The 25,211-nt window shown below is 38.4% G+C and carries 27 protein-coding genes; 20 read left to right on the plus strand and 7 right to left on the minus strand.

The features are described from left to right. Positions 1-11 precede the first annotated feature (11 nt). Together EXT43_RS03345 and EXT43_RS03350 are read left to right on the plus strand one after the other, a co-directional pair. Positions 12-683 (plus strand): RDD family protein, encoded by a 672-nt coding sequence (locus EXT43_RS03345; protein WP_062564420.1) that lies wholly within the window; start codon positions 12-14, stop codon positions 681-683. A 138-nt stretch (positions 684-821) separates the two neighbouring features. After that, positions 822-1,235 carry a hypothetical protein gene (locus tag EXT43_RS03350; protein WP_130166330.1) on the plus strand — a complete coding sequence of 138 codons (414 nt, stop codon included), beginning with the start codon at positions 822-824 and terminating at the stop codon, positions 1,233-1,235. 189 nt (positions 1,236-1,424) lie between these two features. On the opposite strand, the gene gloA is transcribed toward EXT43_RS03350, so the two are convergent. After that, a complete protein-coding gene (gene gloA / locus EXT43_RS03355) occupies positions 1,425-1,955 on the minus strand; it encodes a lactoylglutathione lyase (RefSeq protein ID WP_062564417.1) in 531 nt (176 codons plus the stop codon). Positions 1,956-2,141: 186 nt separating this feature from the next. On the opposite strand from gloA, the gene EXT43_RS03360 reads away from it, so the two are divergent. Beyond that, positions 2,142-2,381 (plus strand): hypothetical protein, encoded by a 240-nt coding sequence (locus tag EXT43_RS03360; RefSeq protein WP_130166331.1) that lies wholly within the window; start codon positions 2,142-2,144, stop codon positions 2,379-2,381. A 175-nt stretch (positions 2,382-2,556) separates the two neighbouring features. Here the strand turns inward: EXT43_RS03360 and EXT43_RS03365 are convergent, their stop codons facing one another. From EXT43_RS03365 to EXT43_RS03375, 3 genes are all read right to left on the minus strand, one after another. Next, the gene (locus EXT43_RS03365; protein ID WP_055021352.1) at positions 2,557-2,973 is read right to left on the minus strand and encodes a VF530 family DNA-binding protein; all 417 of its coding nucleotides are present in this window, start codon (positions 2,971-2,973) and stop codon (positions 2,557-2,559) included. Between the two features lie 90 nt (positions 2,974-3,063). After that, positions 3,064-4,056: an MDR family oxidoreductase gene (locus EXT43_RS03370; RefSeq protein ID WP_058585041.1), complete on the minus strand. Its 993-nt coding sequence runs from the start codon at positions 4,054-4,056 to the stop codon at positions 3,064-3,066. A 61-nt stretch (positions 4,057-4,117) separates the two neighbouring features. After that, positions 4,118-4,750 (minus strand): TetR/AcrR family transcriptional regulator, encoded by a 633-nt coding sequence (locus EXT43_RS03375; RefSeq protein ID WP_062564581.1) that lies wholly within the window; start codon positions 4,748-4,750, stop codon positions 4,118-4,120. Positions 4,751-5,124: 374 nt separating this feature from the next. Between EXT43_RS03375 and rmf the strand changes: the two genes are divergently transcribed. Beyond that, positions 5,125-5,295 (plus strand): ribosome modulation factor, encoded by a 171-nt coding sequence (gene rmf / locus EXT43_RS03380; protein ID WP_036968408.1) that lies wholly within the window; start codon positions 5,125-5,127, stop codon positions 5,293-5,295. A 78-nt stretch (positions 5,296-5,373) separates the two neighbouring features. On the opposite strand, the gene fabA is transcribed toward rmf, so the two are convergent. After that, positions 5,374-5,889, minus strand: a complete 516-nt coding sequence (gene fabA, locus EXT43_RS03385) for a bifunctional 3-hydroxydecanoyl-ACP dehydratase/trans-2-decenoyl-ACP isomerase (RefSeq protein WP_062564415.1) — start codon at positions 5,887-5,889, stop codon at positions 5,374-5,376. Between the two features lie 207 nt (positions 5,890-6,096). Here fabA and EXT43_RS03390 point away from each other — a divergent pair, with 207 nt between their 5' ends. From EXT43_RS03390 to EXT43_RS03405, 4 genes are all read left to right on the plus strand, one after another. Continuing rightward, on the plus strand, positions 6,097-6,954 hold the full coding sequence (locus tag EXT43_RS03390) for a 6-carboxytetrahydropterin synthase (protein ID WP_062564414.1): 858 nt from the start codon (positions 6,097-6,099) through the stop codon (positions 6,952-6,954). After that, positions 6,947-7,765 carry a M23 family metallopeptidase gene (locus EXT43_RS03395; RefSeq protein ID WP_062564413.1) on the plus strand — a complete coding sequence of 273 codons (819 nt, stop codon included), beginning with the start codon at positions 6,947-6,949 and terminating at the stop codon, positions 7,763-7,765. Before EXT43_RS03390 ends, EXT43_RS03395 begins: the two co-directional genes overlap by 8 nt. 5 nt (positions 7,766-7,770) lie before the next feature. Next, positions 7,771-8,205, plus strand: a complete 435-nt coding sequence (locus EXT43_RS03400) for an acyl-CoA thioesterase (protein WP_054561502.1) — start codon at positions 7,771-7,773, stop codon at positions 8,203-8,205. Between the two features lie 144 nt (positions 8,206-8,349). Beyond that, entirely contained in the window at positions 8,350-9,264 is a 915-nt protein-coding gene (locus EXT43_RS03405; protein ID WP_062564412.1) for an endonuclease/exonuclease/phosphatase family protein, read from the plus strand. On the opposite strand, the gene EXT43_RS03410 is transcribed toward EXT43_RS03405, so the two are convergent. Beyond that, the gene (locus EXT43_RS03410) at positions 9,237-9,641 is read right to left on the minus strand and encodes a response regulator (RefSeq protein ID WP_062564411.1); all 405 of its coding nucleotides are present in this window, start codon (positions 9,639-9,641) and stop codon (positions 9,237-9,239) included. The genes EXT43_RS03405 and EXT43_RS03410 overlap by 28 nt on opposite strands. Next, positions 9,638-10,555 (minus strand): glycosyltransferase family A protein, encoded by a 918-nt coding sequence (locus EXT43_RS03415; RefSeq protein WP_062564410.1) that lies wholly within the window; start codon positions 10,553-10,555, stop codon positions 9,638-9,640. The genes EXT43_RS03410 and EXT43_RS03415 overlap by 4 nt, the downstream gene beginning before the upstream one ends. Before the next feature lie 220 nt (positions 10,556-10,775). On the opposite strand from EXT43_RS03415, the gene EXT43_RS03420 reads away from it, so the two are divergent. The 12 genes from EXT43_RS03420 to EXT43_RS03475 all read left to right on the plus strand — a co-directional run bounded on the left by EXT43_RS03420 (position 10,776) and on the right by EXT43_RS03475 (position 25,211). Further along, positions 10,776-11,927 carry a glycosyltransferase gene (locus EXT43_RS03420; RefSeq protein WP_062564409.1) on the plus strand — a complete coding sequence of 384 codons (1,152 nt, stop codon included), beginning with the start codon at positions 10,776-10,778 and terminating at the stop codon, positions 11,925-11,927. 9 nt (positions 11,928-11,936) lie between these two features. Then, the gene (locus tag EXT43_RS03425; RefSeq protein WP_130166332.1) at positions 11,937-13,355 is read left to right on the plus strand and encodes an oligosaccharide flippase family protein; all 1,419 of its coding nucleotides are present in this window, start codon (positions 11,937-11,939) and stop codon (positions 13,353-13,355) included. Further along, positions 13,339-14,703, plus strand: coding sequence for an O-antigen ligase family protein (locus tag EXT43_RS03430; RefSeq protein WP_062564407.1), 1,365 nt, complete (start codon positions 13,339-13,341; stop codon positions 14,701-14,703). The genes EXT43_RS03425 and EXT43_RS03430 overlap by 17 nt, the downstream gene beginning before the upstream one ends. After that, the gene (locus EXT43_RS03435) at positions 14,696-15,406 is read left to right on the plus strand and encodes an acyltransferase (RefSeq protein WP_130166333.1); all 711 of its coding nucleotides are present in this window, start codon (positions 14,696-14,698) and stop codon (positions 15,404-15,406) included. Before EXT43_RS03430 ends, EXT43_RS03435 begins: the two co-directional genes overlap by 8 nt. Beyond that, complete coding sequence (locus EXT43_RS03440; RefSeq protein ID WP_062564405.1) at positions 15,403-16,539, plus strand: glycosyltransferase; 1,137 nt, start codon at positions 15,403-15,405, stop codon at positions 16,537-16,539. Before EXT43_RS03435 ends, EXT43_RS03440 begins: the two co-directional genes overlap by 4 nt. Positions 16,540-16,708: 169 nt before the next feature. Continuing rightward, positions 16,709-18,184, plus strand: a complete 1,476-nt coding sequence (locus EXT43_RS03445) for a GNVR domain-containing protein (protein ID WP_062564404.1) — start codon at positions 16,709-16,711, stop codon at positions 18,182-18,184. Further along, positions 18,181-19,260, plus strand: a complete 1,080-nt coding sequence (locus EXT43_RS03450) for a glycosyltransferase (RefSeq protein WP_062564403.1) — start codon at positions 18,181-18,183, stop codon at positions 19,258-19,260. Before EXT43_RS03445 ends, EXT43_RS03450 begins: the two co-directional genes overlap by 4 nt. A 9-nt stretch (positions 19,261-19,269) precedes the next feature. Beyond that, positions 19,270-21,081: a sugar transferase gene (locus EXT43_RS03455; protein ID WP_062564402.1), complete on the plus strand. Its 1,812-nt coding sequence runs from the start codon at positions 19,270-19,272 to the stop codon at positions 21,079-21,081. Between the two features lie 180 nt (positions 21,082-21,261). Then, positions 21,262-21,582, plus strand: a complete 321-nt coding sequence (locus EXT43_RS03460) for an STAS domain-containing protein (protein WP_054561490.1) — start codon at positions 21,262-21,264, stop codon at positions 21,580-21,582. A gap of 8 nt (positions 21,583-21,590) precedes the next feature. Continuing rightward, positions 21,591-22,448, plus strand: a complete 858-nt coding sequence (locus tag EXT43_RS03465; RefSeq protein WP_054561489.1) for an OmpA family protein — start codon at positions 21,591-21,593, stop codon at positions 22,446-22,448. Position 22,449: 1 nt separating this feature from the next. Continuing rightward, positions 22,450-24,516, plus strand: a complete 2,067-nt coding sequence (locus EXT43_RS03470; protein WP_062564401.1) for an SLBB domain-containing protein — start codon at positions 22,450-22,452, stop codon at positions 24,514-24,516. Next, positions 24,513-25,211, plus strand: coding sequence for a cellulose synthase operon protein YhjQ/BcsQ (locus EXT43_RS03475; RefSeq protein WP_054561487.1), 699 nt, complete (start codon positions 24,513-24,515; stop codon positions 25,209-25,211). Before EXT43_RS03470 ends, EXT43_RS03475 begins: the two co-directional genes overlap by 4 nt.

A 25,211-nucleotide genomic window follows, 5' to 3' on the forward strand; every position in this document is an offset into this window, starting at 1 on the left:
GAATAATAAACATGGACTACATCCCAAATTATAAAAATTATTCATTAGATGAGCTATTAGATGCTCAAAAGTATATTGATAAAGAAAGCTACCCACAAAGAGCACAAGAGTTAGAATTAGAGATTGCAAATAAATTAAAAGACCCAGAAATAAAAGCAGAGTTTGAAGAGCTAGAAACGAGTAAAAGGTATGCTACTTTTTGGCCTCGTTTTTGGGCTGCTATTATTGATGGCTTAATTTTTACAGCATTACTTTATATCGAATGCTTACTCTTTGACGTTGAATATTCTTACGAAAACTCGATTTTACAAGCTGTTAATGGCTTTCAGTACATTGGCTATGTTGTTTTCATGCATGGGTTTTATGGTCAAACACTTGGAAAGATGGTGATGGATGTTAAAGTCCTCGATCATGAAACCGAAACGAGCATTACGCTTAAGCAATCGGTTCGCAGAGAATCTGTTAATATTGCTATTAACTCGTCTTGGATACTCCTAGTTTTTTCTATTTCAATATCGTTACAACAACTTGGTAGCGTACCTGCGGTTTTAACTTATTTAATTATGGGTCTGAATTCATTAGCTACAGTTTGGGCATTGTCAGAATTTATAACCATGCTGTTTAATGAAAAGCGTCGTGCAGTACATGACTTCATCGGTAGAACGGTTGTTGTTAGATTGTAATAAGGAGATCTACAATGACAACCGTAAAAAACACCTTAATTACCTAATGATGTAGTCGTTAGTTCTTTTTGTAGTGGCTAATAATAGGTATTGTTTATTCATCCTTTCAATTTATCTAAAGGCTTTCAGTGAATGCTAATGTCTAAAGTCCTTGTCGAAAATTTATATTATGATGGGCCAAGAGAGGGTATCACATCTGTTGAGGGGAGACATTACAGGTTTGTTTCAGACTTCAATGATGACAGTGGTTTTACTGATGAGTTTTCTCTTTATTTAATATCAGAATCTGAACTTCAATTAGAGATTGAGCAATGGCAAATTTTTGTTAAATGGAATAAAAAATATCAGTCAGGTGAATTAAAAGCCGATAGTCATCCTTGGCATGGTGGTATATCTCAAAGATGGGATGAAATAGAACAAGCTTTGGCAATTAACAGAAAAGATACGTCAAACTTTAAATTTAAAGCTACAGCGACCTTTACCCGGAATGATCAAGAACTGCAATATGATTTAAATGGCCCTTGTTATGATGTTTCTTGGCACTTTCTTTAATTATAAGTGTATTTAAAAAACGATGGCTACTCGCTAAAAGTTACAGTGTTTTTATTCATTCCAAATAAAAAGCTTTTTATAGAGCCTGACATTCACTTGCTAATGCAAAACATACAAACACTGACTACTACATATCAAAAGCGTAAATTAAAAAACCTGCTAAATAGCAGGTTTTTGGGTAATTAGCTTTTACTTATGCTCTTCAATTATCTCAGTGATCCCTTCAGCAGAAAGTATCTCTATCCAATAACCATCAGGGTCTTTTATAAAGGCTAGACCTTTCATAGAGCCATCGTCTGGTTTTTTGACAAACTCAACATCGTATTTTGCAAAACGCTCGCATGCTGCGTATACGTCTGGCACACTAATACCGATATGACCAAAGCCTTTTGGTTCATCATTACCACTATGGTAACCAGCAAAGCTGTCGTCGTTTTCTGTGCCCCAATTGTGTGTAAGCTCGATAAGAGCAGGGCGGCGAAATACCCACTGTGCTTTTTCTTTATCGCTGCCTGTTGGCATGTCTTGCTCATAACCTAAAAAGTACAGCGTAAACTCCATTTTAGGGAAGTCATATTTACCCAGTAACTTCATGCCTAAAACGTTTTGGTAGAAATCTAAAGAAGGCTTTGGATCTTTAATGCGCAACATTGTTTGTTGCATTACATAACCTTGCGTTGCATTTGCGATTTGTTCAGGTGATTCGTTGTAGTTAGACATACACATCCTTTTTTAATGACATTAATGATGATGAAAGCAGTCTAACATAATCAAGTTACCCTTAAATTAATAACAGATAAACTATGAGCCCTTTGTACTATGGTAAGTTAAAAATCATGGTGCTATAAATTGAAAATAGGGAACGGAGTTTTTGAACTAACGAACAAATGGAATAGCGAGCACATTATGGAAGATTTACAAAATAAAAGAAGCATTTCACAACGGTTCTTTGGTGAATACGCCAGCACTCCAAAGGTTTTGTGGACTATGTCTATCTGTATCATTGCTTTTTTATTGTTGACACGTGAAGGTGGACTTTTTGACATGCTTATTGCTGGTGATTTCAACTCTGCTTTCTTGCTGACAATAATTGGTTATTTATCAGAATTTAGATATCGAATTATAAAAGAATCAAGAAATGATTGACGTATTTAGGTAACCCTTCGATTCTCAACTGCTAACTTGCTAACTTGCTAACTTGCTAACTTGCTAACTTGCTAACTTGCTAACTTGCTAACTTGCTAACTTGCTAACTCAAATAAAAAACCGCCCTTAAAGGCGGCTTATTTCAACTAACAGCTTATAGCTCAAAACTTTAAGCTTAATTACCCCAAGGATTACTCGCACTTGAACGTTGTTTACGGGTGCGGGCTTTTTGCTTGGCTTCTTTTTTAGCGTGAATACGTTTAGCGTCGGTAAAACTTAACTCACAAGGTTCACCTGGTTTTTGATCAGCAGGGATCACACGATCGCGCGGCGGTAATTCATAGTTTACATCGTCTGGGCGTGGTAAATTTTTGAGACGATACAAATAAAAGTTCTCGACTTTTTCTTGTGCCCATTGGGTTTTACGTAAAAACTTAACCGCAGATTTTACATCTGGGTTATTCTTAAAGCAGTTCAAACGCATATAGGCGTGGAGTAATTCCCAGCCATATTGCTCGACAAGCTCTGTAACGACTTGCTCGATACCAACACCTTGCAGTGGGTTATTGCTGAAAATTTCTTTATTACTCATTAGACTTTCCGGGATTACAAAACTAGGGTAAGTATAATTGCCTTTACCCTAGTTTTATAGCTAACTTGCTAAGAATGTTTATATTAGAGCTTATTCTTTACAATTGACCACTACACGGCCGCGAATTTCACCTTTTAATAGGGCTTCTGCGTTTGCAACGGCTTCAGAAAGAGGAATCTCTTGCGAAATAGCATCGAGGTACTGAGCTTCAACTAATTCGCTTAAACGTTGCCATGCTTCAATTCGGTCAGCTTTAGGGCGCATTACACTATCTATACCCATTAGACTAATGCCACGAAGGATAAACGGCGCTACCGTTGCCGGAAAGTCCATACCTTGTGCTAAACCACACGCTGTTACAACACCACCGTATTTAATCGATGCACACACATTTGCAAGGGTGTGGCTACCCACAGAATCAATTGCGCCAGCGAATTGCTCTTTAGCGAGTGGTTTCCCAGGTGCTGAGAATTCTTCGCGAGATAAAACGCGTTTTGCGCCTAATTTTTCAAGGTGATCTGCTTCGTTCATTCGTCCTGTTGTCGCAACTACATCAAAACCTAGTTTATTTAACAAATAGATAGCAAAACTACCCACGCCGCCATTAGCACCGGTAACAAGAATTTCGCCACTTTGGGGTGTGATACCTTGTTTTTCTAAAGCGATGATACTCAGCATTGCCGTATAACCTGCAGTACCAATTTGCATAGCCTGTTTTGGTGTTAAATTAGCAGGGAGGGGGATGATCCAATCAGCACTCATAGACGCTTTTGAACTCAAACCACCTAGGTATTTTTCCCCAACACCAAAGCCATTTAACAGAACTTTATCACCTACTTTAAATTCATCGCTTTTAGAGTCTGTTACTGTGCCTGCAAGGTCTATCCCGGGGATCATAGGAAATGTTCTTACCACAGGTCCTTTACCTGTAATGGCTAGGGCATCTTTGTAATTCAATGTACTGTAGTCAACATCAATATTTACATCTTGCTGGTGGATGCTTTCTACAGGAAAGTCTGTGTATTCGGCACGGTAGCCTTGATCATCTTTGTTGATAACTACCGATTTTACTGATGTTGTCATATTGACTCCTTTTAGACCGATCGTCTTTTAATGGTTAAAATAAAACCGTATTTAAACGGCTTTATAAAATTAAGCGTAAAAATTGTGCTGTATAAAGGGTAAGCGGTTCACTTGATTTATCAAGTTTAGAGCGCATCACTGCGCCTTCCCAGCCAATCCAGAAGAACTCAGCAAGCATTTTGCAATCTGATGATTGAGGAATTTGCTTTTGCTTCTTAGCATCAACTAAGCATTGCTCGATTAAAGCTTGCCAGTTGGCGTAAGCCTGTTTTATGCGGTCAATCATAGGCTCATCAAGGTGACTGATTTCTTGGTTTAAATTACCTATTAAGCAGCCGCGTTTAAACTCAAACTTTGCCATGCCTTGTTTGGCGTCATTGGCAAATAGCACAATCCTCTCAAGAGGGGGTGTTGAATCGTTGTTTAGGTGGCGTTTTAACTTTGCATGAAAATAGCTGTCGTAAGCATCAATGAGTGCTAAGCCAAAATCATTCTTACTTTTGAAGTAATGATAAAAAGAGCCCTTAGGTACCTGAGCTGATTTTAATATTAAATCAATGCCGGTTGCGCTAAAGCCTTTTTCGGTTAATACAGCTAGTCCCGTATTAATTAAAAGGGCACGGGTATCTGCATTAGAACGAGCTATTTTTGGTGGCCTGCCACGACGGCTTGGCACAGAGTTATTTGTTTCCATACCGACCATATTAGACCGATCGGTTTTTAATATGCAAGCATTAAATTGACTAAATTGTAATCATCATAAATTTGTCATGATTACAATTTAATTGGGAACTTTGCCGAAATTGGCTTGGTCACAAATAATGAAGCTAAAAGAGCTGTATCGTTTTTAGCTGAATTTAAGTGTATTAATAGATGGTTTTAGTTGAAGAGGTACGACCACCTAGTCATTTAAAATGTTAATTCATTTGAGCATCAGCACGTTAGTTATTGTCAATTTATTTAATTGCTTTTTGCTATTTGAATTTAACAGTTTTATTAACTATTCATTAAATGTAGATGTCAATTTCGCTACATATCTATAAATATAAAAAGGTGAGGATATTACCTATGAAGAGACAGAAAAGAGATCGTTTAGAAAGAGCTCATTCTCAAGGTTATAAAGCAGGCTTGGCAGGCCGTTCCAAAGAACAATGCCCTTATCAACAAATCGACCCTAAATCTGAGTGGTTAGGTGGCTGGCGAGAAGCCATTGAAAACCGAAACATGTTTAAAACTTAATATAGGCACCTTATTTACGCAAAAAAGCCCCATCTAGGGGCTTTTTTGTATCTGCTATTTTGTATCTTAAATTAAAGATTAAAACGCAGATGTATCTTGGAAAAGACCTACTTTAAGATCTTTTGCTTCATAGATTACTCGGCCATCTACTTCTACAGTACCATCAGCCATACCCATGAATAATTTACGTTTAATAACACGCTTCATGTCTAAACGATAAGTTACTTTTTTAGCTGTTGGTAAGATTTGACCTGTGAATTTAACTTCACCTACACCTAGTGCACGGCCAAGACCTGGGCCGCCAGACCAGCCAAGGAAGAAACCAACTAATTGCCACATTGCATCAAGGCCAAGACAACCAGGCATTACCGGATCACCTTTAAAGTGACAATCAAAGAACCAAAGATCAGGGTTGATATCTAGTTCAGCAACAATTTGACCTTTACCGTGCTCACCGCCGTCAGCAGTGATAGAGGTAATGCGGTCCATCATTAACATGTTGTCACTAGGTAAACGACAGTTGCCTTCACCAAACATTTCACCTTGACCACAAAGGACCAATTCTTCTTTTGTATAGCTGTTTTTAGGTTCCATAACTCTCATTCATCGCTTAGAAATTGCCCCGTACTTTAGCGTACACTTGTACGCTAAACAACTCGGAGCAGTTAATTATTTGCTATTTTTAGCTTATTTTATGACCATTTAATTAAACTGTCGCTGATAAAGGGAGATAAAACCGCGCATTGTGAAGTAAAAATCATTATAATTGCTGTGATTCTTTAACCAGTCTAAAGGAAATTTATGATCCTTTTTGTAAACTCACTGACAGTGATTGATTTTTCTTACTTGTGTAATAAACGCGGCGCAGTTGGCGAGAGCTGGATTGTGGATTTAACTCTGCACGGTCAATTAAATGATGAGTCGATGGTGCTTGATTTTGGTTTAGTTAAAAAGCAAATCAAGGGCATTATTGATAACTGTATCGACCATAAACTTGCTGTGCCAGCCACTCTAAACGGTTCACTAACACAGCATGCTGATCACAGCGTGCTAGATTGTCACTTTGGTGATAATTATCACTTAGCTATGAGCGCTCCTAACCAAGCATATTGTTTAATCGATGCTGATGTTATTGATGAAAAATCGGTAACCGAGTTTTTAATTAAAACTATTATGCCTGAGCTCCCTAGCAACATCGAAAAGATTGAAATAAATTTATACCCAGAGCATAGCCAAAGTTTTTATTATCATTACAGCCATGGTCTTAAAAAGCACGATGGTAATTGTCAGCGTATTATTCATGGCCATCGCTCACAAATTGGTATTAGCCTTGATGGTATGGCTATGCCTCGCTTACAAAAAGAGTGGGCAGATAAATGGGAAGACATTTATCTAGCAACAGCTGAAGATGAAATCAATAAATCAGAGCTCAAGCATGTAACTGCACAAGAGAACGATGTGTGCTTTGCATATACATCACAGCAAGGTTATTTTGAAATGGCGATAGACAAATCACGCTGCGACATTTTACCTTGCGATACTACGGTTGAGTGCATTGCAGACTACTTAAGTTCACAAGTTAAAAACCAATACCCTGATTCAGAAGTTAAAATTACAGCTTACGAAGGGGTTGGCAAGGGGTCAATCAGTTATGCTTAAAGGATTATTAATAGCAGCATTTGCAGGGTTGTTTTCTTTAACTGCAAGTGGTGTTGAATTAAAAGGACATTTAACTCAAGGCGGTTTAGTAACAGGCCAAATTGAAGGCGCTAAAAGTGTTAGCTTCAATGGTGAGCCTCTTAAGCTTTCAACAAATGGTGAGTTTGTGTTTGGTTTTGGTCGTGATGCCAAGACAAATCATAGCCTTTCTTGGGTTGATAGTGCTGGTGTAAGCCACGAACAAGCAATTGTGATCACTAAGCGTGATTACAAAATTGATAAAATCACCGGTGTAGCAAAAAAATATGTTTCGCCACCTAAAGAAGTATCTGAGCGTATTAGCCGTGAAGCTGTTGCTGTACGTAAAGCTAGGCAAGTTAATTCTGACCTACGGTACTTTTTAGACCCTGTTTATAAACCGGCAACTGGGCGCATTTCAGGTGTTTATGGAAGCCAGCGTTACTTTAATGGTGAGCCTCGCCGCCCGCACTTTGGTTTAGACATTGCCAATAAAACGGGTAGCCCAGTGTATGCGCCAGTGAGCGGCACAGTTGTTTTTGCTGATGCTGACTTATATTACTCTGGTGGTACCTTGATTCTTGACCATGGCCATGGTGTTACCTCTACTTATATTCATTTAAGCAAATTAGATGTAAAAGTAGGGGACGAAATTAAGCGTGGCGATAAAATTGCCGAGATCGGTGCGACCGGTCGCGTAACTGGCCCTCATTTAGACTGGCGTTTTAATTGGAAAAATGAACGCCTTGACCCTGCGCTAATGATGCAAGACACATTAGCTAATAAAAAGTAGAGACTATGACACAACAAATCGATCGTGACGCTATTATTGCAAAGCGTATTGCTGACTCAACAACGTCGGTAACAAAAACAGTTTTTCCTGGCCGTACCAACCACCACAATACTTTGTTTGGCGGTGACGCGTTGGCATGGATGGATGAAGTAGCGTTTATTGCTGCTACACGTTTTTGCCGTAAGCCACTTGTAACGATTTCGTCTGACCGTGTAGATTTTAAAGAAGCCATTCCGGCTGGTACATTTGCAGAGCTTATTTCTAAAGTGGTACACGTAGGTAACACTAGCCTTAAAGTAGATGTTGAAATCTTCTTAGAAACAATGCACAAAGACGATAAACACTTAGCTATTTCTGGTAGCTTTACGTTTGTTGCTGTTGATGATAACCACAGACCAACTCCGGTAGTGTGCGACAAAATGATCAACGGATTCGAATAAGACTTATAGTGAGTTTTAAATAAATTAAGTACCTTCGGGTACTTAATTTAATACAAAAGAAGAACACATCATACTATATCTATTTTAAGTATATCTCAGCAAGGTACAAAATATGCGGCTATAAATTATCAGAGGGGGAGTGCGATGCGTTTACTATTTTTATTCAGTTATATAGCTATATTAGTGTTAGCTTTTAATCAATTTGATAGTTATTTTTTTGATTTGGCGGCCTCTTTGCGAGGGTTGCTAATTGTATTTAGTTTTCTACCTGCATTTTTTTTGTTGTGGTGGAACAAAAAACTATCTTTGAGTTTAATTGCTCTAAGTATTTGCTTAGTAATATTTCATTTTAAACCTTACTCAACTGATAGAGAGGTTCAAAACACAGATATCAAAGTCGCCCAGGTAAATTTGCAATATAGTAACCCTAACTTAGCAAATATCATCACTAGCCAATTTATAAATGCGCAAAATGATATCTTAGTACTGTTTGAATTTAATGATACGCAGCGGCATGTGCTTGATGAGCTAAACACACAATATCATTTATTTGGTTATGCTGAAGTAGAAGGGGCGCCATTTGGCATTATAGTTCTCTCAAAACTTCCAATCGTACAAAGGCAAATTAAACGCTTTGATAATCCTAAACTTGGCTACGTAAAGCTTAGTTTCTTACACAATAACGTTATGTTAAATAGTGTGTTTTTACATCCTCCATCACCTAGAACTCAAAGTTTGTGGGGTCAGAGAAACTTAGTCTTAAGTGAAGTTGCTAAAGAAATTAAAAATTTAAAGGGCAGTTGGTTAGTTGCTGGTGATTTTAATACAGTACCTTGGTCACGGTTCTTTATAAATAATAAAAGCAGTTGTTTTAATCACGCAGGTTTTTATACGTCTTGGTCTTTGAAAAACCAGCTAAGTGATTTAAAAGTTTTGGGTTTACCAATAGATCATTGTTTAGTGAGTGAAGATGTTTCTTTATCTAATATTGGTGTTAACTCAGTAAACGGCAGCGACCACAAACTGCTGCACTATGAACTCACATTTTCTACGCATTGATTAAATTTAAGGTGACTATTTTCAATTAATATATCAACCAGCATAGTTAGCTCAAAATTATCCCAAGGTTTTGCAGTAATCATATTAGCAATATTATCGTTAAGCGCACTTTTAGAAGCTTCTAGCTCTGCATAGCCGGTAATCAAAAGGCGAGAGCAGTTCGGCTGTAGCAGTTTAATATCCTCTAAAACAGCAAAACCACTGATTGCAGGCATTAACAGATCACAAATGACTAAACTAATTGGGTTCTGTTTCGCATACTCAATAGCCGATAGAGGATCGCTGAAACAAATCACATGGTTATTAGTACCTAATAATCGTTTTAGCGAACGTAAAATTGCTTCATCATCATCGATGATTACAATGTTTTTTTTCATGAATGTGCTCCAAATAAGTGCTTCAAGTCATAGAGCATATGTTTAAAATTTCGTTTATGAGGGAATAGCCAAAAGGCTTTGTTCGAATACATAAGTGCCTTTGAATACTGACCAAGTTCACGGTAGAACTCGCCATAACATTCACTTAAACGTGCTTTGATTTTTTTAAGTTCATTGTTTGATACAACAGATTGGTTACGATTAATAATTTCAACCATAGCCGCTAGTCTATTTTCTCTATTTGATGTTATAGAGTTAGCACGCATTAGATAGTGCATTGCACATAGCGTTGAATAACCAACATAACCTTTTTTAGCTATTTTTAACCAGCAATCTAAATCTGTAGCGCTACTTAACTTATTGTCAAAACCACCCACATCAACAATGGTTGAGCGTTTAACCATGACCGACGAAGTGCCAACGATATTGGTGGTGATCATTTGGCTTATTGGATTATCTAAAAACTGGAAGTCTGTGTTTTCTTTATTACATTTAAACTCTGGCCAGTAATCAAAACAGCCAATTATATCTTCGTTATTTTCATTAAAATGCATGTAGTCAGTAAAACTTAACACACAGTCTGGGTGTTTTTTATGAAATGCAAACTGAGCTGCAAGCTTATCGGCTGACCAATAATCATCGGCATCTAAAAAAGCTAAGTACTCTGACTTTGCTTGTGTAATTGCAAGGTTACGAGCAGCGACAACGCCTTTTCTTTGTTGGCTGAATATGCGTACCTCACTTTTGTCAGCAGCAAGTTGCTCAAGGTATTCTTTACTGCCATCTGTAGAGCCATCATCAACAATAATGATCTCGAATTGCACATTTTTTTGCTGGTAAATGCTGTTAATACAGGTATCTAGATACTGCAAGCAGTTGTAGTTAGGAATGATAATACTGACTTGGCTGTTCATAATATGCTCCAAAAGCATTTCTTCACGTAGTAAAGGATACGCAATTTAGACGCCAGCTTTAAATCTGTATTTTCTGTGAAATTACTCAGCCTTTTCTCTTTGTGCGTTGCATTTTGCAAATCTCCAGCAAAATTTAATCTCATTTCGGGAATTTAAAGGTTTAATAGCCGGGTATGGAACTTGCCATAACTCTTATAACAGTTTTTATAGGAGCGTTTTTATGAAGCACATTGCTATTTTGGTCCCAAGCTTTCCAATTGCATCTGAAACATTTGTTGTAACGGAAATTAAAGCTCTTCTCAATGCAGGGCATAAGGTGACAGTTCTTACATTTGAAAAAACCAGTGTGATGATTAATTTAACCAGTGCTATTGAAGTTAAAAAAATTACTAAACCTGCGTTTAAATTGATCTTACCTTCTATGTTTAACATTTATAAGTTAGCAAGGGCAACGCATACTGCAGCTCAATTTAAATCAATTTCAACACAATCCTTGCTTGCTTATGGTTATCAAATTGCACGTTATATAAAAGCTGCAAAGATAGATCATTTACATTGCCATTTTATGCATGGGCCTCTTGCGTACGGTATCGTTGCGGCAAAACTTGCAGACATTACAGTATCTTCTATTGGTCATGGCCATGATGTTTACGTAAACAACGCAGACTTAAAACCCAAATTAGCTCTTTGTGATTTTTCAATAGCAGTTTGTGAAGAAATGGCTATGCAATTTAAACGCTTTTCGAAGAGCAATGTTAAATTGTTGCATTGTGGTATCGATACTAGCCAATTTAAGTTTGTACCATCGTCCCTAAATGAATCTGTGCGTTTAATTTTTATCGGCCGTCTAGTTGAAAAGAAAGGGCTGCAATTCCTATTACCGGCACTTAAGCATATTCCAAAAGAGTTTGGTATAACCCTTGATATAGTGGGGGACGGGCCAATGCTTAACGATTTAATGTATATGGCTGAAGAGCTTGGTATTCGTAAATCTATTCGCTTTCTAGGTGAAAAACCTCATGACTGGGTTAGCTCAAACCTAATTTATTATTCTGCGCTTATCGCCCCTTTTTGTGTCGCAGAAAATGGCGACCGTGATACAGGCCCGTTAGTTTTAAAAGAAGCCATGGCTTGTGGCCTTCCTGTTCTCACTACCACCTTAATGGGAGCAAACGAAATTGTAACCCCAAGTGTTGGTATGAAATGTATGCCAGGTAGTATCTCAGGACTCAGCAAAATGCTTTATAAATTTCACCAATTATCTCCACATAAGCGTTATCTACTTGGTCAAAATGCTAAGCAACATGTTAACGAGCATTACAACGCAGTTAAGCAAGCTCAGCAACTTTCCAAATGGGTTGAATCTTTATAGGGAGGTTTTATGAGTAACTTAAAACAAATTGGTTACTTTGCTTTAGCCATTTTTGCAGTAAAAGGGTTTGGCTTTTTACTATTACCAATTACAACTCGCTTTTTAGAAAAGAGCGAGTTTGGTGAGCTGAACTTTTTGGTGACCATGTCGGCGCTATGCTCTTTAGTGGTTTCTCTTGGTTTACCTGAGCTACTACTAAAACAACAGTACCCATCTTTTCGTGAAAAAATGGCGTTATTTAGAGACTCTCTGGTATTAACAATCTGCTTTAGTGCGCTTTTTTTAGGCTGTAGCTTTATATTTAGCGAGCAAATTATTGCAACCTTACCTGCGCAAATAAAGGTGATTGATTTTAGGTTACTTATTTTAAATTTAACTTTTGCCTCGGTACTTGCTATCCCGTACACCTACTACAGGTTATTTGGTCACGCGCAAAAGTATTGTTTTTATAGTATTGCGCATGCTGTCATACAAACTTGTTTAACAATCACTTTGTTAGTTCTTGGTTTTAATGTAACCGGTGTAATGGTTTCAGGTGTTGTCTGCACGTTCATTATTATGTGTTTAACCTTAAGTGATATGCGAAGTGCACTTAAAGTGAGTTATTCTCGCTTTAGCTGGAGAATAAAAAAATCACAGACTGCATTCTTAACTTCAATTATCGCATCAGGTTTATTTGTTTATGCCGGTAATGGGGCAGAAAACTGGTTTATCGTTGCTGAATTTGACGAGAGTGTTTTAGCGAGTTATTACGTTGCAGCGCAATTTGCCATTATAACTTCGTTCACATTTGAGCCGATTAGACTTTGGTGGTTCGCCAAACGTTTTAGCTTTATTAAGCAAGATAAAAAGCAATATCAAAATTATGCAATAACCTCATTAAATGCAGGCTTAGCTATGTGTGTTTTGATGAGTTTACTGGCACCAATCGTATTAAACTCAGTACTTCCTGCTGAATACCATGGCAAAGATAGCTGGCTGATTTTATTAATTATTGTTGTTGCCATACGCCATCACAGCGATATTTTCAATATTGGTTGCTACATGCATAAGAATGGTGTGTTTGTATCAATTATAAACTTCTTTACAGCACTTTTAGGTCTTAGTCTGCTGTACTTTTTAGTGCCAAAACTTGGTGTTGAAGGCGCTATTTTGGCGCTAATCATTATGCAAAGTTTTAAATTAGTTTGCCTTTACTCAGTTAGTCAGTATTTCGAGCCTCTAAAGCTAAACTTTGCAGCATTAGTACCAAGCTGGTTAGCATTGGGCTCTATAACAGTGATCACTTTACAGTTTAGCGAACTTAGTTTGGCTAAATGGATCGTATGTTTTATCTATATTGTTGGTTTGGCTTATCAATATAGAGCATTAATTAAGCAAGTAATAAAAAGCTTAATGAAGGAGCATCACCATGCTCAATTACTATAAACAAAATCAGTTATTAATTAATGGCATTTTAGTAACCTTACTTGTGGTTATTACCTATGCCATTTTGGGCCCGATAGCAGTTTTTGCATTGCTGCTATTACCTTTTGCCGCTTTCACTGCAGTAAAGGTAAGTGTGGCTTTTATAATTTTGTTTATTTTATTTAGCTATTTTAGATTACACGAAGCTTTTCCTTTTTTAATGCCTTTTAAAATTCCTAAGTTACTCGCGCTTGCGTCGCTATTGGGAATAGCCTGGCATCTATTTATCTCACAAAAATTAAAGCCACATTGGCATACCAATCATCTGATATTTTTTGTTTGGTTTATTTGGCTGACTGTTTGCGTTTTTAGTGCCTCAAATCGCGGTTTAGCGATGGAGTACTGGTCAGGTGTACTAACAAAAGTACTCATTATGGTATTTGCAATCTCGTGGTGGATGAGCACATTAAAGCATTTTAATGTGGTTAGAATTGGCATCATGATCTCAGGTGCCGCCATTGCTTTAGTTGCCCTGAGTAACAAAATGAATGGTATTGGCCTAGTAGAAGGAACTCGCGTCACTATTTCGCGAGAACTTCGCTCACAACTTGGTGATCCTAACGATTTATCACTTGTAATGATGTTTCCCGTGTCTTTTTTAGCTGCTGAAGTATTTGATTCAAGTGCCCATAAATTTAGACGCATCATTGCATTTATTTGCTTAGTTATTGCAATCAGCGGTGTTATTGCAACGCAGAGCCGAGGAGGCTTACTTGGCATTGCTGCTGTACTTAGTTTCTTTATTTACCAGAAAGTTAAAAATCCTGTAGTGGTCGGCTGTATTGGTGCCGTGGGCATGTTAGCCATGGTTGCTTTTGCAGGTATTGCAGATAGGCAAAGTGGCGGCTCCCATGAAGGCGGTGTTGATGAATCTGCAATGGGTCGTATCTACGCTTGGCAAGCTGCAATCAATATGGCAATACATAATCCATTAACTGGGGTTGGGGTTAATAACTTTGTCGTTAATTACTATTTTTATAGCCCACATTGGGATGGCAAGAATCATGCAGTACACAGTACGTGGTTTCAGGTATTAGGTGAAACAGGCATCGTAGGAATATGCATTTTTGTGCTCGTGATTGCCTGTATTTATCGCACCTTGAACCGTGTTTTCTTAATGAATAAACAGATTAATGACAAACAAATTGATGTAAATGCGAAAGCGCTAAAGGGCGGCCTAATTGGCTTTATGGTGTCAGGCACCTTTTTAACTCAGGCATTTACATGGCCTATTTATATCATTCTTGCTTTAACTATTGCCTTAGAAAAGCTTGTAATTGATAAACAACGGGAGAGCTCACATGAGTGAAAATATTAAACAATGGCTTAAATCAAGTGACAGCCCATTTGCAAAATCACTTTTTCAATTTGCAAAATCGATTCGCAATCCGCAAATGTGGGTTATCCCAGGTATTCATTCATTTATATATAAATTGCATTTATTGGTTAAAACAGTAGTGAGTGAGCTAGGGCGCATTTTTTATTACACACCAGTATTTAAAAGCCAAATCAAGGGCTCAAAAGCAAATTTATACCTGTATTCTGGCATGCCGCAAATTTTAGGAAAACTTGAAATTAGCTGTAATGACAACACACGAATTAGTGGCATCAGTACTTTTTGTGGGCGTAGTCATGGTAATTACACACCCAAACTTATAATTGGCAGTAATGTTGATATTGGTTGGCAGAATGCGTTTTCTGTTGGTCGAAAAATTGTTTTAGAAGATGATGTTCGCCTTGCAGGTCGGGTATTTTTAGCTGGCTTTCCTGGTCACCCTCTAAACTCTGAACGACGTGCTCTTGGTGAGCCTGATGACGAGTCACAAGTTGGCGATATCATTATAAAACAAGGCGCTTGGATAGGCACCGGCGCAACTGTGCTTGCAGGTGTAACAATAGGCGAGGGTGCTATAGTTGCTGCAAGTGCTGTAGTTACTAAAGATGTGCCAGCAAATACTATTGTTGCTGGCAATCCAGCAAAAATTGTTAAACAGCTGGAGGGGACGCTATGAAATTTATTGTATTCGGCGAAGATTGGCAAAGTCACCCAAGTAGTACACAGCACCTATTTAAACAACTAGCAAAACAACATCAGGTTATTTGGATTAACTCGATTGGTATGCGAAAACCAACATTTCGCTTGATTGATGTGAAACGAGTTTTTAATAAATTAAAAAGCCTTTTTTTATCTAAGCGCAATAGGCCAAATGCTAAAACAACGAATACTAGCCAAAACATTAATTTAACAGCACACACATTAGCGGTTTTACCTTGGCACGATAGCGTTATAGCAAGGCTATTTAATAAATGGATTTTTAATCGAAAAGGTTTCATAGATGATGAGCCAATTGTTTATTGGCTTAGTGTACCTACGGCAATTAGTTTAATTTCACCGCGAGAGCAGGATAAAGTCATTTATTACTGCGGAGATGACTTCTCGGCACTTGCGGGTGTTGATCATAAAATGGTCGCGCCTTTTGAAAGTGACCTTATTGCCAAAGCAGACACCATTTATGTTGTGAGTGAGTTTCTTGCCAACAAAATGCCGAAATCTAAAGTTAAAATGCTTTCTCATGGTGTCGATTTAGAACTTTTTACCGCGCAAACCACAAAAGCCGTTGAACTTGAGCAAATAAGCAAACCTATTATTGGTTTTTATGGTTCCTTGAATGCTTGGCTTGATAAAGCCTTATTGTTGAAGCTAGCTAAAGAAAGGCCTGAGTATCAATTAGTATTGATAGGCCACCTTGTCGAAGACTTCTCTGATCTACTCAAGTTAGACAATGTAACCCATATACCGGCTGTAGAGCATGATCGTTTAGCTTCATTTTCTCAGCATTGGCAGGTATCTATATTGCCATTTGTTGATAATGAGCAGATCAGAGCCTGTGATCCACTGAAATTAAAAGAATACATAGCCACAGGCACACCTATTGTGACAACACGCTTTGCTGCGGTTAATCCATACCAAGAGACCATATTAATAGCAGACAACCACCAAGGCTTTATTCAGCGATTAGACTATGCTGTAAGCCTAAGTAAATCAAACAACTTGAATTGGCGAGCAAACCAATCTCAGCAAGCAAAGGATCATAGCTGGCAAGCAAAAGCCAAGTTAGTCTGTAAACAACTTAGGTTTTGCTAAATAAATCTTTCAACCCAAAGCCGCATCTTGTATCGCTACAAGATGCGGCTTTTTTCATTTTGGCTCACTAACTGCAATTAACTAACTATCTATAGAAATCTCGGTTGTTTTTATCAATTTGCAAATTAAAACCGAGCAATTTCGCAAAATGCAAAGCAAAAGGTAAAGTATGTTAGTTAAAGAGCAGATCAAACGGTTAATTTATTTAGGGCTTTATGCGCTTTACACGCGTATTAAGCTCTTTATTATTCCGTTTTGCATTGTGCCAATCGTCGTCATTGCACTTGGTTTATCTGCGCAAAAACAATATACCAATCACGCAACCATCTTAATCGAAGAGTCTGCACTACTTAATCCTTACTTAGATGATCTGTCTTTTTCGTTTCAACTTTCTGATCGTATGGCAGCACTGCGTACCTTAGTTATCAGCCGTAAGGTACTTATTGCAGTAGCAAAAGAAACCCAATTAATAGCTGAAGATGCTACGCCAAAACAAGTTGAAGAAATCCATCAAAAACTATCTAAAGCGTTATCACTTTCGTTAATTGGTGATGAGCTGGTACGTATAAACTTTATTTGGCATGACCAATCACAAATGAAGCCAGTGCTTGAAAAGGTGGTAGAAAAATTTATTGAACGTTTATTAGCACCTACAAAGGCGTCACTTGATACTTCTGAGCAGTTTTTCTTTAAACAGCTTGATAGTTTACGCGAAGAACTTGAATTATCTGAAGAAGCACTGGCTGATTTTAAAACCAAAAATCGTAATACCTTACCCGATGTATTACATAGTAATCGCCAAACCTTCGACAGCTTACTAAGTGAAAAACAACAAAAGCTGATTGCTCTTTCAGGGGCTAAAGCAAAACTGAATGCCTTAGTGAGTAAAGTAGGGCAAGCCAATCCAATTTTAGGCAATTTAGAAGAAAAGATAATTCGTACTGAATCAGAGTTAAGTCTTTTGAGAACACGCTATACCGATAAACATAGCAAGATTATCGAGAAAAAGCGCACACTGGCAAACTTAAAAAGTCGCCAACAGGCGCTGTTAGAATCTAGTGAAGAGCTAAACACAACGGATCTTGATCAGTTATGGCAAATGGTTAATACGCTTCCGTCTGGTGATGGTAAAGAGAGCAGCGTTTTAGTTTCACAACTTCTTGCGCTTGAAGAGGCCCGTAATAATTTACTTCAGCAAGAACAAGAATTTGCAATGCTCGAAGAGCAAGTGCAGCTTGTCAGTGAACGTCTGTTAGTAACCAGTGATGTAGAAAAACAATTACGTAAACTAGAGCGTGATTACGATGTTAAACAGTCACTTTATAAAGACATGCTGAGTCGTTACGAAATGGCCAAAGTTACGGGCAAATTAGTTAAATACGAAGGACCAGACAAAGTTAAAACTATCGAGCGAGCTTATAGCCCAACACAACCTATCAATACCTCAATGCTGATGACCGTTATCGTTGGCATTGTGCTTGGGATTTTCACAGGTAGTGCAAGCGTATTTGTTGCTGCACTTTGTGATAGTCACTTAAAAGATATTAAAACCATCGAAAAACTTACCAGCGCAGAGGTGGTAACAGTACTTCCTATCGTCAATGCCGAAACTAACTTCGGTAATATTGAAGGAGATAAATCATGAATGTCATGCACTTAGTTCAACACCTACAAGTAGGTGGCCTAGAAAAAATGGCAATTACTTTACTCAAAAACAGTCAATTTAGTAGCTCGAGTATAATTGTTTCTCTTGAAGGAGACAGACAATCTGCGTTTGAGCAATGGCCAGAGCTTGAACAATATAGCCATCGAGTGATTTGTTTAAACAAAAAACCAGGCGTGAGTATTTCTGTTATCGCAAAGATAAAGGCATTAATAAAAGAGCATGATATCGATATTATTCACAGTCATCATGTTGGCCCTGTTATTTATGCAGGCCTTGCTTGTGCGTTGACCGGTGATACGGTTCGTCATATATCAACAATTCATGATGCCTGGTATTTAAATAACGTTAAACAATGTACTTTCACTAAGTTACTTAACTCATTAACGAATATTTATTGGGTCGCAGATGCACGAATTGTTGCCGATGAATTTAGAGCTAAAACAGCAATCATTCCTGAGCGCACCATTTTAAATGGTATAGATTGTGATAATTTTGTCGCAATTAATCAATCAACCGCCAGAAATCAGCTCAATTTACCCCACAAAGTTAAGCTAGTTGGCTGTGCTGCAAGGTTAATTGCAGGAAAAGGACACAAAGATCTTATTCATGCATTGCATTACTTACCTGAAGATTACCATATGGTGTTTGCTGGAGATGGCGATCAAAAAGTCATTTTAATGAATTTGGTACGTAATTTAGGGCTTAACGAGCGTGTGCACTTTTTAGGCAACGTTCACGATATGCGAGCCTTTTATTCGAGTATCGACGTGATGTGTTTGTATTCACAGCGTGAAGGTTTGCCATTATCGATTATTGAAGCCATGGCATGTGGTATTCCAGTTGTAGCGTCTGATGTAGGTGGAATTCATGAAGTTGTCACCGATAACGAAGGTGAGCTTGTATCGTTGAACGAGTTTAACAAGCTTGCACCGGCTATTTTGAGAGCATGTAAACTGCCACATGGTCTTTGCATTCGTCATCATGCAATTGCAGTCGCTGATGCAAGAACCATGAGTAGTAAATACGACAATTTATATTCTGCATTAGCAGTGTAGGAGCCAACCATGACTATTTTTACTACATTATTTATCATTTTAATGTGTATTGCTGCATATCATCATATTGGCTACCCATTATTACTAAAGTGTGTTGCAGGCAAAAAGCAAAAACCAAGCAAGCAAACCGTTTTTGATAACAACTACACACCGAATATTGCTGTTTTGATGTGTGCTTACAATGAACAACAGCATATTGCAGAAAAGCTTTATAACCTAGCATCACTAGTATATGACACTCATCATTATTCTATTCATGTTTATTTTGATGGTTGCACCGATAAAAGCTATCAACAAGCTCTTAAAGCACAGCAGGTATTACATAAGCAAGGCGTGCAGTGCTATTTTCACCATCGTGATGAAAACCAAGGGAAAGTACAAGGGTTAAATACCTTGATGGGGATGGCGAAATATCACAATGATATTTTACTGTTCACTGATGTTAGTGCTTTATTGAGCATTGATACATTAAACAAAGTAGCTAAGCAATTTAGTGATCCGCAAGTGGCAATTTCGACAGGTGTTTACACCTTAGATGAAAATGCACCAGATGCGCAAAAAGCCTACTGGCAGTACCAAAACCAAGTGAAAAAATCAGAGTCAAACCTTGGCGCTGTGATTGGCGTACCAGGGGCAATGTTTGCCATGCGCGCTGAGTATGCAAATGAATTAGAGAAAAACACGATTAACGACGACTTCGTGCTATCAATGAAAGCTTTAAGCAAAGGCGGGAAAGCTGTTGTTGATGAAGACGTTGTCATTTACGAGCGAGAATGCGATGAGCAAAGTGAAGATTATAAACGTCGTGTAAGGTTAGGTGCTGGTAATTGGCAACAAATAAAAGCGCTGCTTTTATTACTTAACCCGCGTTTAGGGTGGACATGTATGAACTTTTTCTCGCACAAAGTATTACGTGGGATTATGCCAATTATTTTAGCCTGTATTTATGCTTGTGTATTTATAGAAGTTATCGTCACGCAATCTGTATGGTCACAATTGATTGCTACAGGCATTTTATCGCTTCATACAGTGCAAGCGGTTAAAACTATATTCGCCTTTAAAAAACGTATTCCTATCGTCGATAAAGTTAATTACATCTTAAACAGCTACTTTTTAGCACTTTGGGGGATCATTCGTTATGAACAAGGTTACTTTGACACTCCTTGGCAACGTGTAAAATCTGCGAGTAAAGCACAAACCAAGTCTGTTATTAAAGTCATCAAACGAAGCTTAGATATTGCAGGTGCCTTATTTGCGTTAAGTCTAGTTTGGCCTGTTTGTTTAATTGCAGCGCTGGCTATAAAGCTTACATCTAAAGGTCCTATCATCTTTAAGCAACTTAGAGTGGGTGAAAGCTCAGATGACTTCGTTGAGTTATTTTATGTTTATAAGTTTCGCTCTATGGTGGTTGATGCTGAGTCGCGTTCTGGTGCTGTGTGGGCCAGTAAAGATGACCCAAGAATAACGGCAGTAGGGCGCTTTATGCGTAAAACACGAATTGACGAACTTCCGCAATTAATTAATGTGCTTAAAGGCGAGATGTCGCTAATTGGTCCAAGACCAGAGCGTCCTGTGTTTTATGGTAAATTAGAAAAAGACATCCCTTATTTTTGCCAACGTACTTACGGTGTTAAACCAGGTATTTCTGGCCTTGCTCAAGTGATGAATGGCTACGATGAAACCATAGATGATGCACGAAGTAAAATTGGCTGGGATTACGCCTATTCACTGAGTATGTCATCACCGCGTGCTTGGGCGAAGCTTGAGTTTTCAATTGTGATTAAAACATTACAGGTCGTTTTTACCGGTAAAGGGCAGTAAACCACCTCCATTTTGCAAAATGAATTAAGCAAATCACGTTGCATAATGCAAATTAACAGCAAAAAGTTAATTGCATTATGCATCACCCCATCATTTAGCCTTTAAATTTCAACACCTTATAAACTGGCATTTTAGTTGTACTAGTTACTATGACTAACCAATTTAACTAAGGTGAAGATCATGGCTAACAACACATCATTTTCTAACGATACCAAACTAATTTCACTACCTAGTGACTTTTCTGGTCTAGCCGTCGATGGCTTTAAAGATCAGTTTGAAGAAGTTGCACATGGCAAACAGCAAAGTGTGGTACTCGATTTTAGCTCTACTACGTTTATTGATTCATCTGGCATTGGTGCCATGGTGTTCCTATACAAACGCATCGAGAAAAAAGGGCAAAAATTATCACTGCTTAATGTGTCTGGGCAACCACACAAACTAATGAGTCTATTAAGAGTTGATAAGACGATTCCATTTATCGAACAAGCTGATATCGCGTGAGGTGATTTATGAAGCACATACTATTTACAATCATTTTGCTAACGCTTGGTGGATGTGCTTCTTGGCCTGATGAGGGGCAAGGAGGCTGGGCTGAAAAATATCAAAATTATCCGCTTACTGATGAACAACACGAGATGATTTACGACACACAAGAAACCGTGGTGCTAAGCGAATTTGAACATCATGTTTTAAAGTTAGATTTATTAAAAGCACAAGGGATACAGCAATGTATGCCAGCACAACTGCTAAAAGCACAAATATACGAAAACCGTATAAGACGTCTAATAGCAGCGCAAATGTGGTCTGATGCTGAGCATGATTTACTGATTCACTATCACGGTTTAAATCAGCTTGCGAAGCACTTTGAAACTGTTAATGCGATGAGCCAATGTGCAGGTGTTACTGATACTGAAAAAAACATGACAGCATCTCTTAAAGACCAGATCACTGAGCTTTTAAATAGTGATAACCAGTTCTCACTGAATGATTTTCAGGTTACTCCTAAATACATCACACGTTTAGCACAAGCGGCTGACTTAATTAAACAAGTTGATGAGGTTAACTTACTGCTTGTTGGTCATGCCGACATTAGTGGTCAGCAACAAAACAATTATGAGTTAGCACTTAAGCGTGCCGAAACAGTAAAACACTGGCTAGGTATTTATGGTGTAAACCCAGCAACAATAACAACCTTAACGCAAGGTAGTTTAACACCGTACAGCGACGAACCTGACTCACGCTCAAAACGTCATTCAGATAGACGAGTAGAGGCAATTATTATCGACATGAGTGACGATAAAGCCACTAAACAAAAACATGCATTATCCAGCTGGACCAAAATCTTAAATGGTCCTAAGGAGCAATAACATGAAACAGTTAATCTTACTTTGCTTACTTATATTCGCATTACCTACTTTCGCAGAAGAGATTGAAGTCGGTAATAAACTTTACTTATACCTACCAGGCGAAGCTGAATTTAGCGAACCGTTTGAAGTTGATAAAGAAGGTGCTATTACCTTACCAGAGCTAGGTCGTTTTAAAGTAGCAGGCTTACAGCTAGATGATGTGCAAAGCCAGCTACGCACAGCATTAAGTGAAATGTATGTGGCGATGGATGACTTTTATGTCGAAATTCATTCACGAGATATTTTTATCAATGTGATGGGCTATGTGAACGACCCATCACAAGTAAGTATTCCTAAAGATGGCAACATTCAAATGGTCATCGCCCGTGCAGGCGGCTTAAAACCAGGCGCTCAATTAGACCGTTTACAAATTCGCCGTGGCACCGAGATGATTGAGTTTAACTATAAAGCCTACTTAGATTCAGGCAACATTGACTTATTACCAGCATTACAAAGCGCTGACACAGTCTTTGTGCCAGTGTCTCCGCTGTTAGGTAACGTACAAATTGACTTTGATGCACAAACCTTAAGTGCATCAGGTGATGCAAGTGATAACAGCGCTATTACTTTGCTTGGTGAGGTGCACAACCCTGGTAGCTTTTCATTTAAAGAAAACATGAGTGTACTTGATGCGCTAATGCGTGCTGAGGGTGTAACCCGCTATGCAGATGTAACCAAAATTCGTGTTATCGTAGATAAAACCCCAGTCGTGTTCGATTTAAAAGCGTATTTAGATAAACCTAATAACGACACTATGCCTGAGCTAAAAGCGGGTTCTACTATTTATGTGCCTATCATGGTTGATGATGTAAATACCACTTCAAGAACAGTTTATATCATGGGAGAAGTGCAAAAGCCGGGCGCTTATGAAGCAGGCGAAAGCACAAGCTTTTTAGATATTCTGGCTAATGCAGGTGGCCCAACCCGTTTTGCAGAAACTCGTCAGATTAAGATCTTAACTCCAGCAGGCGAAAGCATCTTATTTGACTTACAAGGTTACAGCGAAGGCATAGTCACAGTAAAAGTGCCAAGCCTTAACCCAGGCGATGTGATTTTTGTACCAGAGAAAACCGATCAAAACGAAAAAAGCTGGTTAAAAGTACCGCCAAAACGTGCCATCAAAATTATTGGTGCCATTTTATCTCCGGGTCGTTATGAGTGGAGCCCTGAAATGGACTTTACTGATTTACTTGCCCATGCCGGCGGCCCAACTAAGGGTGCCAATATCAATGATATTAAAATTGTAAGAAACGGTGAGGTGACCAAACGTTTCGATTTAGAGCAATACACTATTAATGATTCGGGCAAATATGAACTGCCAAATTTAATGGCTGGCGATACCATTATTGTTGAAGAGTTACCAGTTGACCCTGCAGACAATAAATCTCAATGGATCCGTCAAGAATCAAGCAAGTCTATTTACATTATGGGGCAAGTGGGCTCACCAGGTCGCTATGCATTTAATACTAATATGCACTTTATCGACATTTTAGCCGCTGCTGATGGCCCTACAGATAACGCCGATTTACGCAATATTCGTATTACACATCGTAACGGCAATGCAGCAAGAGTCAGTAAATTAAACCTTGCACTGTATTTTGAAACCGGTGATGAAACCTTATTTCCACATGTTTTACCGGGCGATACTATCTATATCCCAGAAAAAGATAAAGACTGGTTACGAACGCCAAAAGAGCAGGTAGTTCGCATCATGGGTGCTGTTGAAAAGCCAGGTCGTTACAGCTTTGATGACACTATGACGGTACTTGACGTATTAGCAGAAGCGGGCGGCCCATCAAGCTCAGCGCTTATCGACAAAATCGTGGTGGTCAATCATTCATGCTGTAAAGAACAGTCTCGTGTATTTGATTTAGAAGAATTCGTTAAAAACCCTAACTCAGCGTATATCCCTGTGTTACGTGCTGGCGATACTTTGTATGTACCAGACAAAGGCCAAGATTTAATGAGCCAGTTTAAATCAAACTTCTTAGACTTTATTACTGTTGTAGCTTTAGTGGTGGGCTTATGAAACTAATACCAGCGCAATACCAAGAACTTGAAGCCGTGTGTAACGAAATAGATAACAGTAAAGCCCGTTGCATCTGCTTTATTTCGTTAACCGGCAACGAAGGCTCTACATCACTTTGTGCTAGTGTTGCACAGCGCTTAAGTTTGCAAGCTGCCAAAGTGCTAATTATCGACTTAAATCCGTTAAATCCATTTAAGTTTGATGAACCAAAAAAACCAGAGTCTTGGTGCTTCAGCGATATTTCGTGTCAGCTTAATATCATCAATACTGAACAGGTAGACTTGCTCACCATGGCGCACCTTAAAGAGCTTGAATCGGTGAAAAATAAAAGCGTACTAAATGATGCAATAGAACGCATAAAACAAGAGTATGACTATATTTTTTTAGATATGAGCCCAGCTCTTAAATGTAATCGGGGCAATGTACCGCTGCATGCGCTTAGTTTATGTACCGAACTGACATTTTTAACGGTATCACTTGGTTATAACGACGAAGAAGCTCTATGTCACGGTATGGCAAATCTAGAACACGCAGGCGTTAATAACGTAAAAATTGTTGTCGCTCAGCATCAGTTTGCTCCATTGGGTAGCCGCATCGTGAAAACGCTCAAAGCGTTTCAACCAAAATGGCCTAAACTCACAGAGTACTTATTAAACAAAGTTATTAAACAGCGTTGGTTGTTTTTACCTTATTGA

The organism is Pseudoalteromonas sp. CO109Y (assembly GCF_004208935.1).
Taxonomy (GTDB): Bacteria; Pseudomonadota; Gammaproteobacteria; order Enterobacterales; family Alteromonadaceae; genus Pseudoalteromonas; species Pseudoalteromonas shioyasakiensis.

Excerpts from the sequence above, each read along its gene's own strand:
- EXT43_RS03390 (WP_062564414.1), top strand. The coding sequence starts at position 6,097 with ATGATCCTTTTTGTAAACTCACTGACAGTGATTGATTTTTCTTACTTG.
- EXT43_RS03370 (WP_058585041.1), bottom strand. The coding sequence starts at position 4,056 with ATGACAACATCAGTAAAATCGGTAGTTATCAACAAAGATGATCAAGGC.
- EXT43_RS03375 (WP_062564581.1), bottom strand. The coding sequence starts at position 4,750 with ATGGAAACAAATAACTCTGTGCCAAGCCGTCGTGGCAGGCCACCAAAA.
- EXT43_RS03460 (WP_054561490.1), top strand. The coding sequence starts at position 21,262 with ATGGCTAACAACACATCATTTTCTAACGATACCAAACTAATTTCACTA.
- EXT43_RS03360 (WP_130166331.1), top strand. The coding sequence starts at position 2,142 with ATGGAAGATTTACAAAATAAAAGAAGCATTTCACAACGGTTCTTTGGT.
- EXT43_RS03400 (WP_054561502.1), top strand. The coding sequence starts at position 7,771 with ATGACACAACAAATCGATCGTGACGCTATTATTGCAAAGCGTATTGCT.
- EXT43_RS03345 (WP_062564420.1), top strand. The coding sequence starts at position 12 with ATGGACTACATCCCAAATTATAAAAATTATTCATTAGATGAGCTATTA.
- EXT43_RS03435 (WP_130166333.1), top strand. The coding sequence starts at position 14,696 with ATGAGTGAAAATATTAAACAATGGCTTAAATCAAGTGACAGCCCATTT.
- EXT43_RS03470 (WP_062564401.1), top strand. The coding sequence starts at position 22,450 with ATGAAACAGTTAATCTTACTTTGCTTACTTATATTCGCATTACCTACT.
- fabA (WP_062564415.1), bottom strand. The coding sequence starts at position 5,889 with ATGGAACCTAAAAACAGCTATACAAAAGAAGAATTGGTCCTTTGTGGT.
- EXT43_RS03445 (WP_062564404.1), top strand. The coding sequence starts at position 16,709 with ATGTTAGTTAAAGAGCAGATCAAACGGTTAATTTATTTAGGGCTTTAT.
- EXT43_RS03465 (WP_054561489.1), top strand. The coding sequence starts at position 21,591 with ATGAAGCACATACTATTTACAATCATTTTGCTAACGCTTGGTGGATGT.
- EXT43_RS03475 (WP_054561487.1), top strand. The coding sequence starts at position 24,513 with ATGAAACTAATACCAGCGCAATACCAAGAACTTGAAGCCGTGTGTAAC.
- EXT43_RS03420 (WP_062564409.1), top strand. The coding sequence starts at position 10,776 with ATGAAGCACATTGCTATTTTGGTCCCAAGCTTTCCAATTGCATCTGAA.
- EXT43_RS03430 (WP_062564407.1), top strand. The coding sequence starts at position 13,339 with ATGCTCAATTACTATAAACAAAATCAGTTATTAATTAATGGCATTTTA.
- EXT43_RS03425 (WP_130166332.1), top strand. The coding sequence starts at position 11,937 with ATGAGTAACTTAAAACAAATTGGTTACTTTGCTTTAGCCATTTTTGCA.
- gloA (WP_062564417.1), bottom strand. The coding sequence starts at position 1,955 with ATGTCTAACTACAACGAATCACCTGAACAAATCGCAAATGCAACGCAA.
- EXT43_RS03415 (WP_062564410.1), bottom strand. The coding sequence starts at position 10,555 with ATGAACAGCCAAGTCAGTATTATCATTCCTAACTACAACTGCTTGCAG.
- EXT43_RS03365 (WP_055021352.1), bottom strand. The coding sequence starts at position 2,973 with ATGAGTAATAAAGAAATTTTCAGCAATAACCCACTGCAAGGTGTTGGT.
- EXT43_RS03395 (WP_062564413.1), top strand. The coding sequence starts at position 6,947 with ATGCTTAAAGGATTATTAATAGCAGCATTTGCAGGGTTGTTTTCTTTA.
- rmf (WP_036968408.1), top strand. The coding sequence starts at position 5,125 with ATGAAGAGACAGAAAAGAGATCGTTTAGAAAGAGCTCATTCTCAAGGT.
- EXT43_RS03350 (WP_130166330.1), top strand. The coding sequence starts at position 822 with ATGTCTAAAGTCCTTGTCGAAAATTTATATTATGATGGGCCAAGAGAG.
- EXT43_RS03450 (WP_062564403.1), top strand. The coding sequence starts at position 18,181 with ATGAATGTCATGCACTTAGTTCAACACCTACAAGTAGGTGGCCTAGAA.
- EXT43_RS03455 (WP_062564402.1), top strand. The coding sequence starts at position 19,270 with ATGACTATTTTTACTACATTATTTATCATTTTAATGTGTATTGCTGCA.
- EXT43_RS03440 (WP_062564405.1), top strand. The coding sequence starts at position 15,403 with ATGAAATTTATTGTATTCGGCGAAGATTGGCAAAGTCACCCAAGTAGT.
- EXT43_RS03410 (WP_062564411.1), bottom strand. The coding sequence starts at position 9,641 with ATGAAAAAAAACATTGTAATCATCGATGATGATGAAGCAATTTTACGT.
- EXT43_RS03405 (WP_062564412.1), top strand. The coding sequence starts at position 8,350 with ATGCGTTTACTATTTTTATTCAGTTATATAGCTATATTAGTGTTAGCT.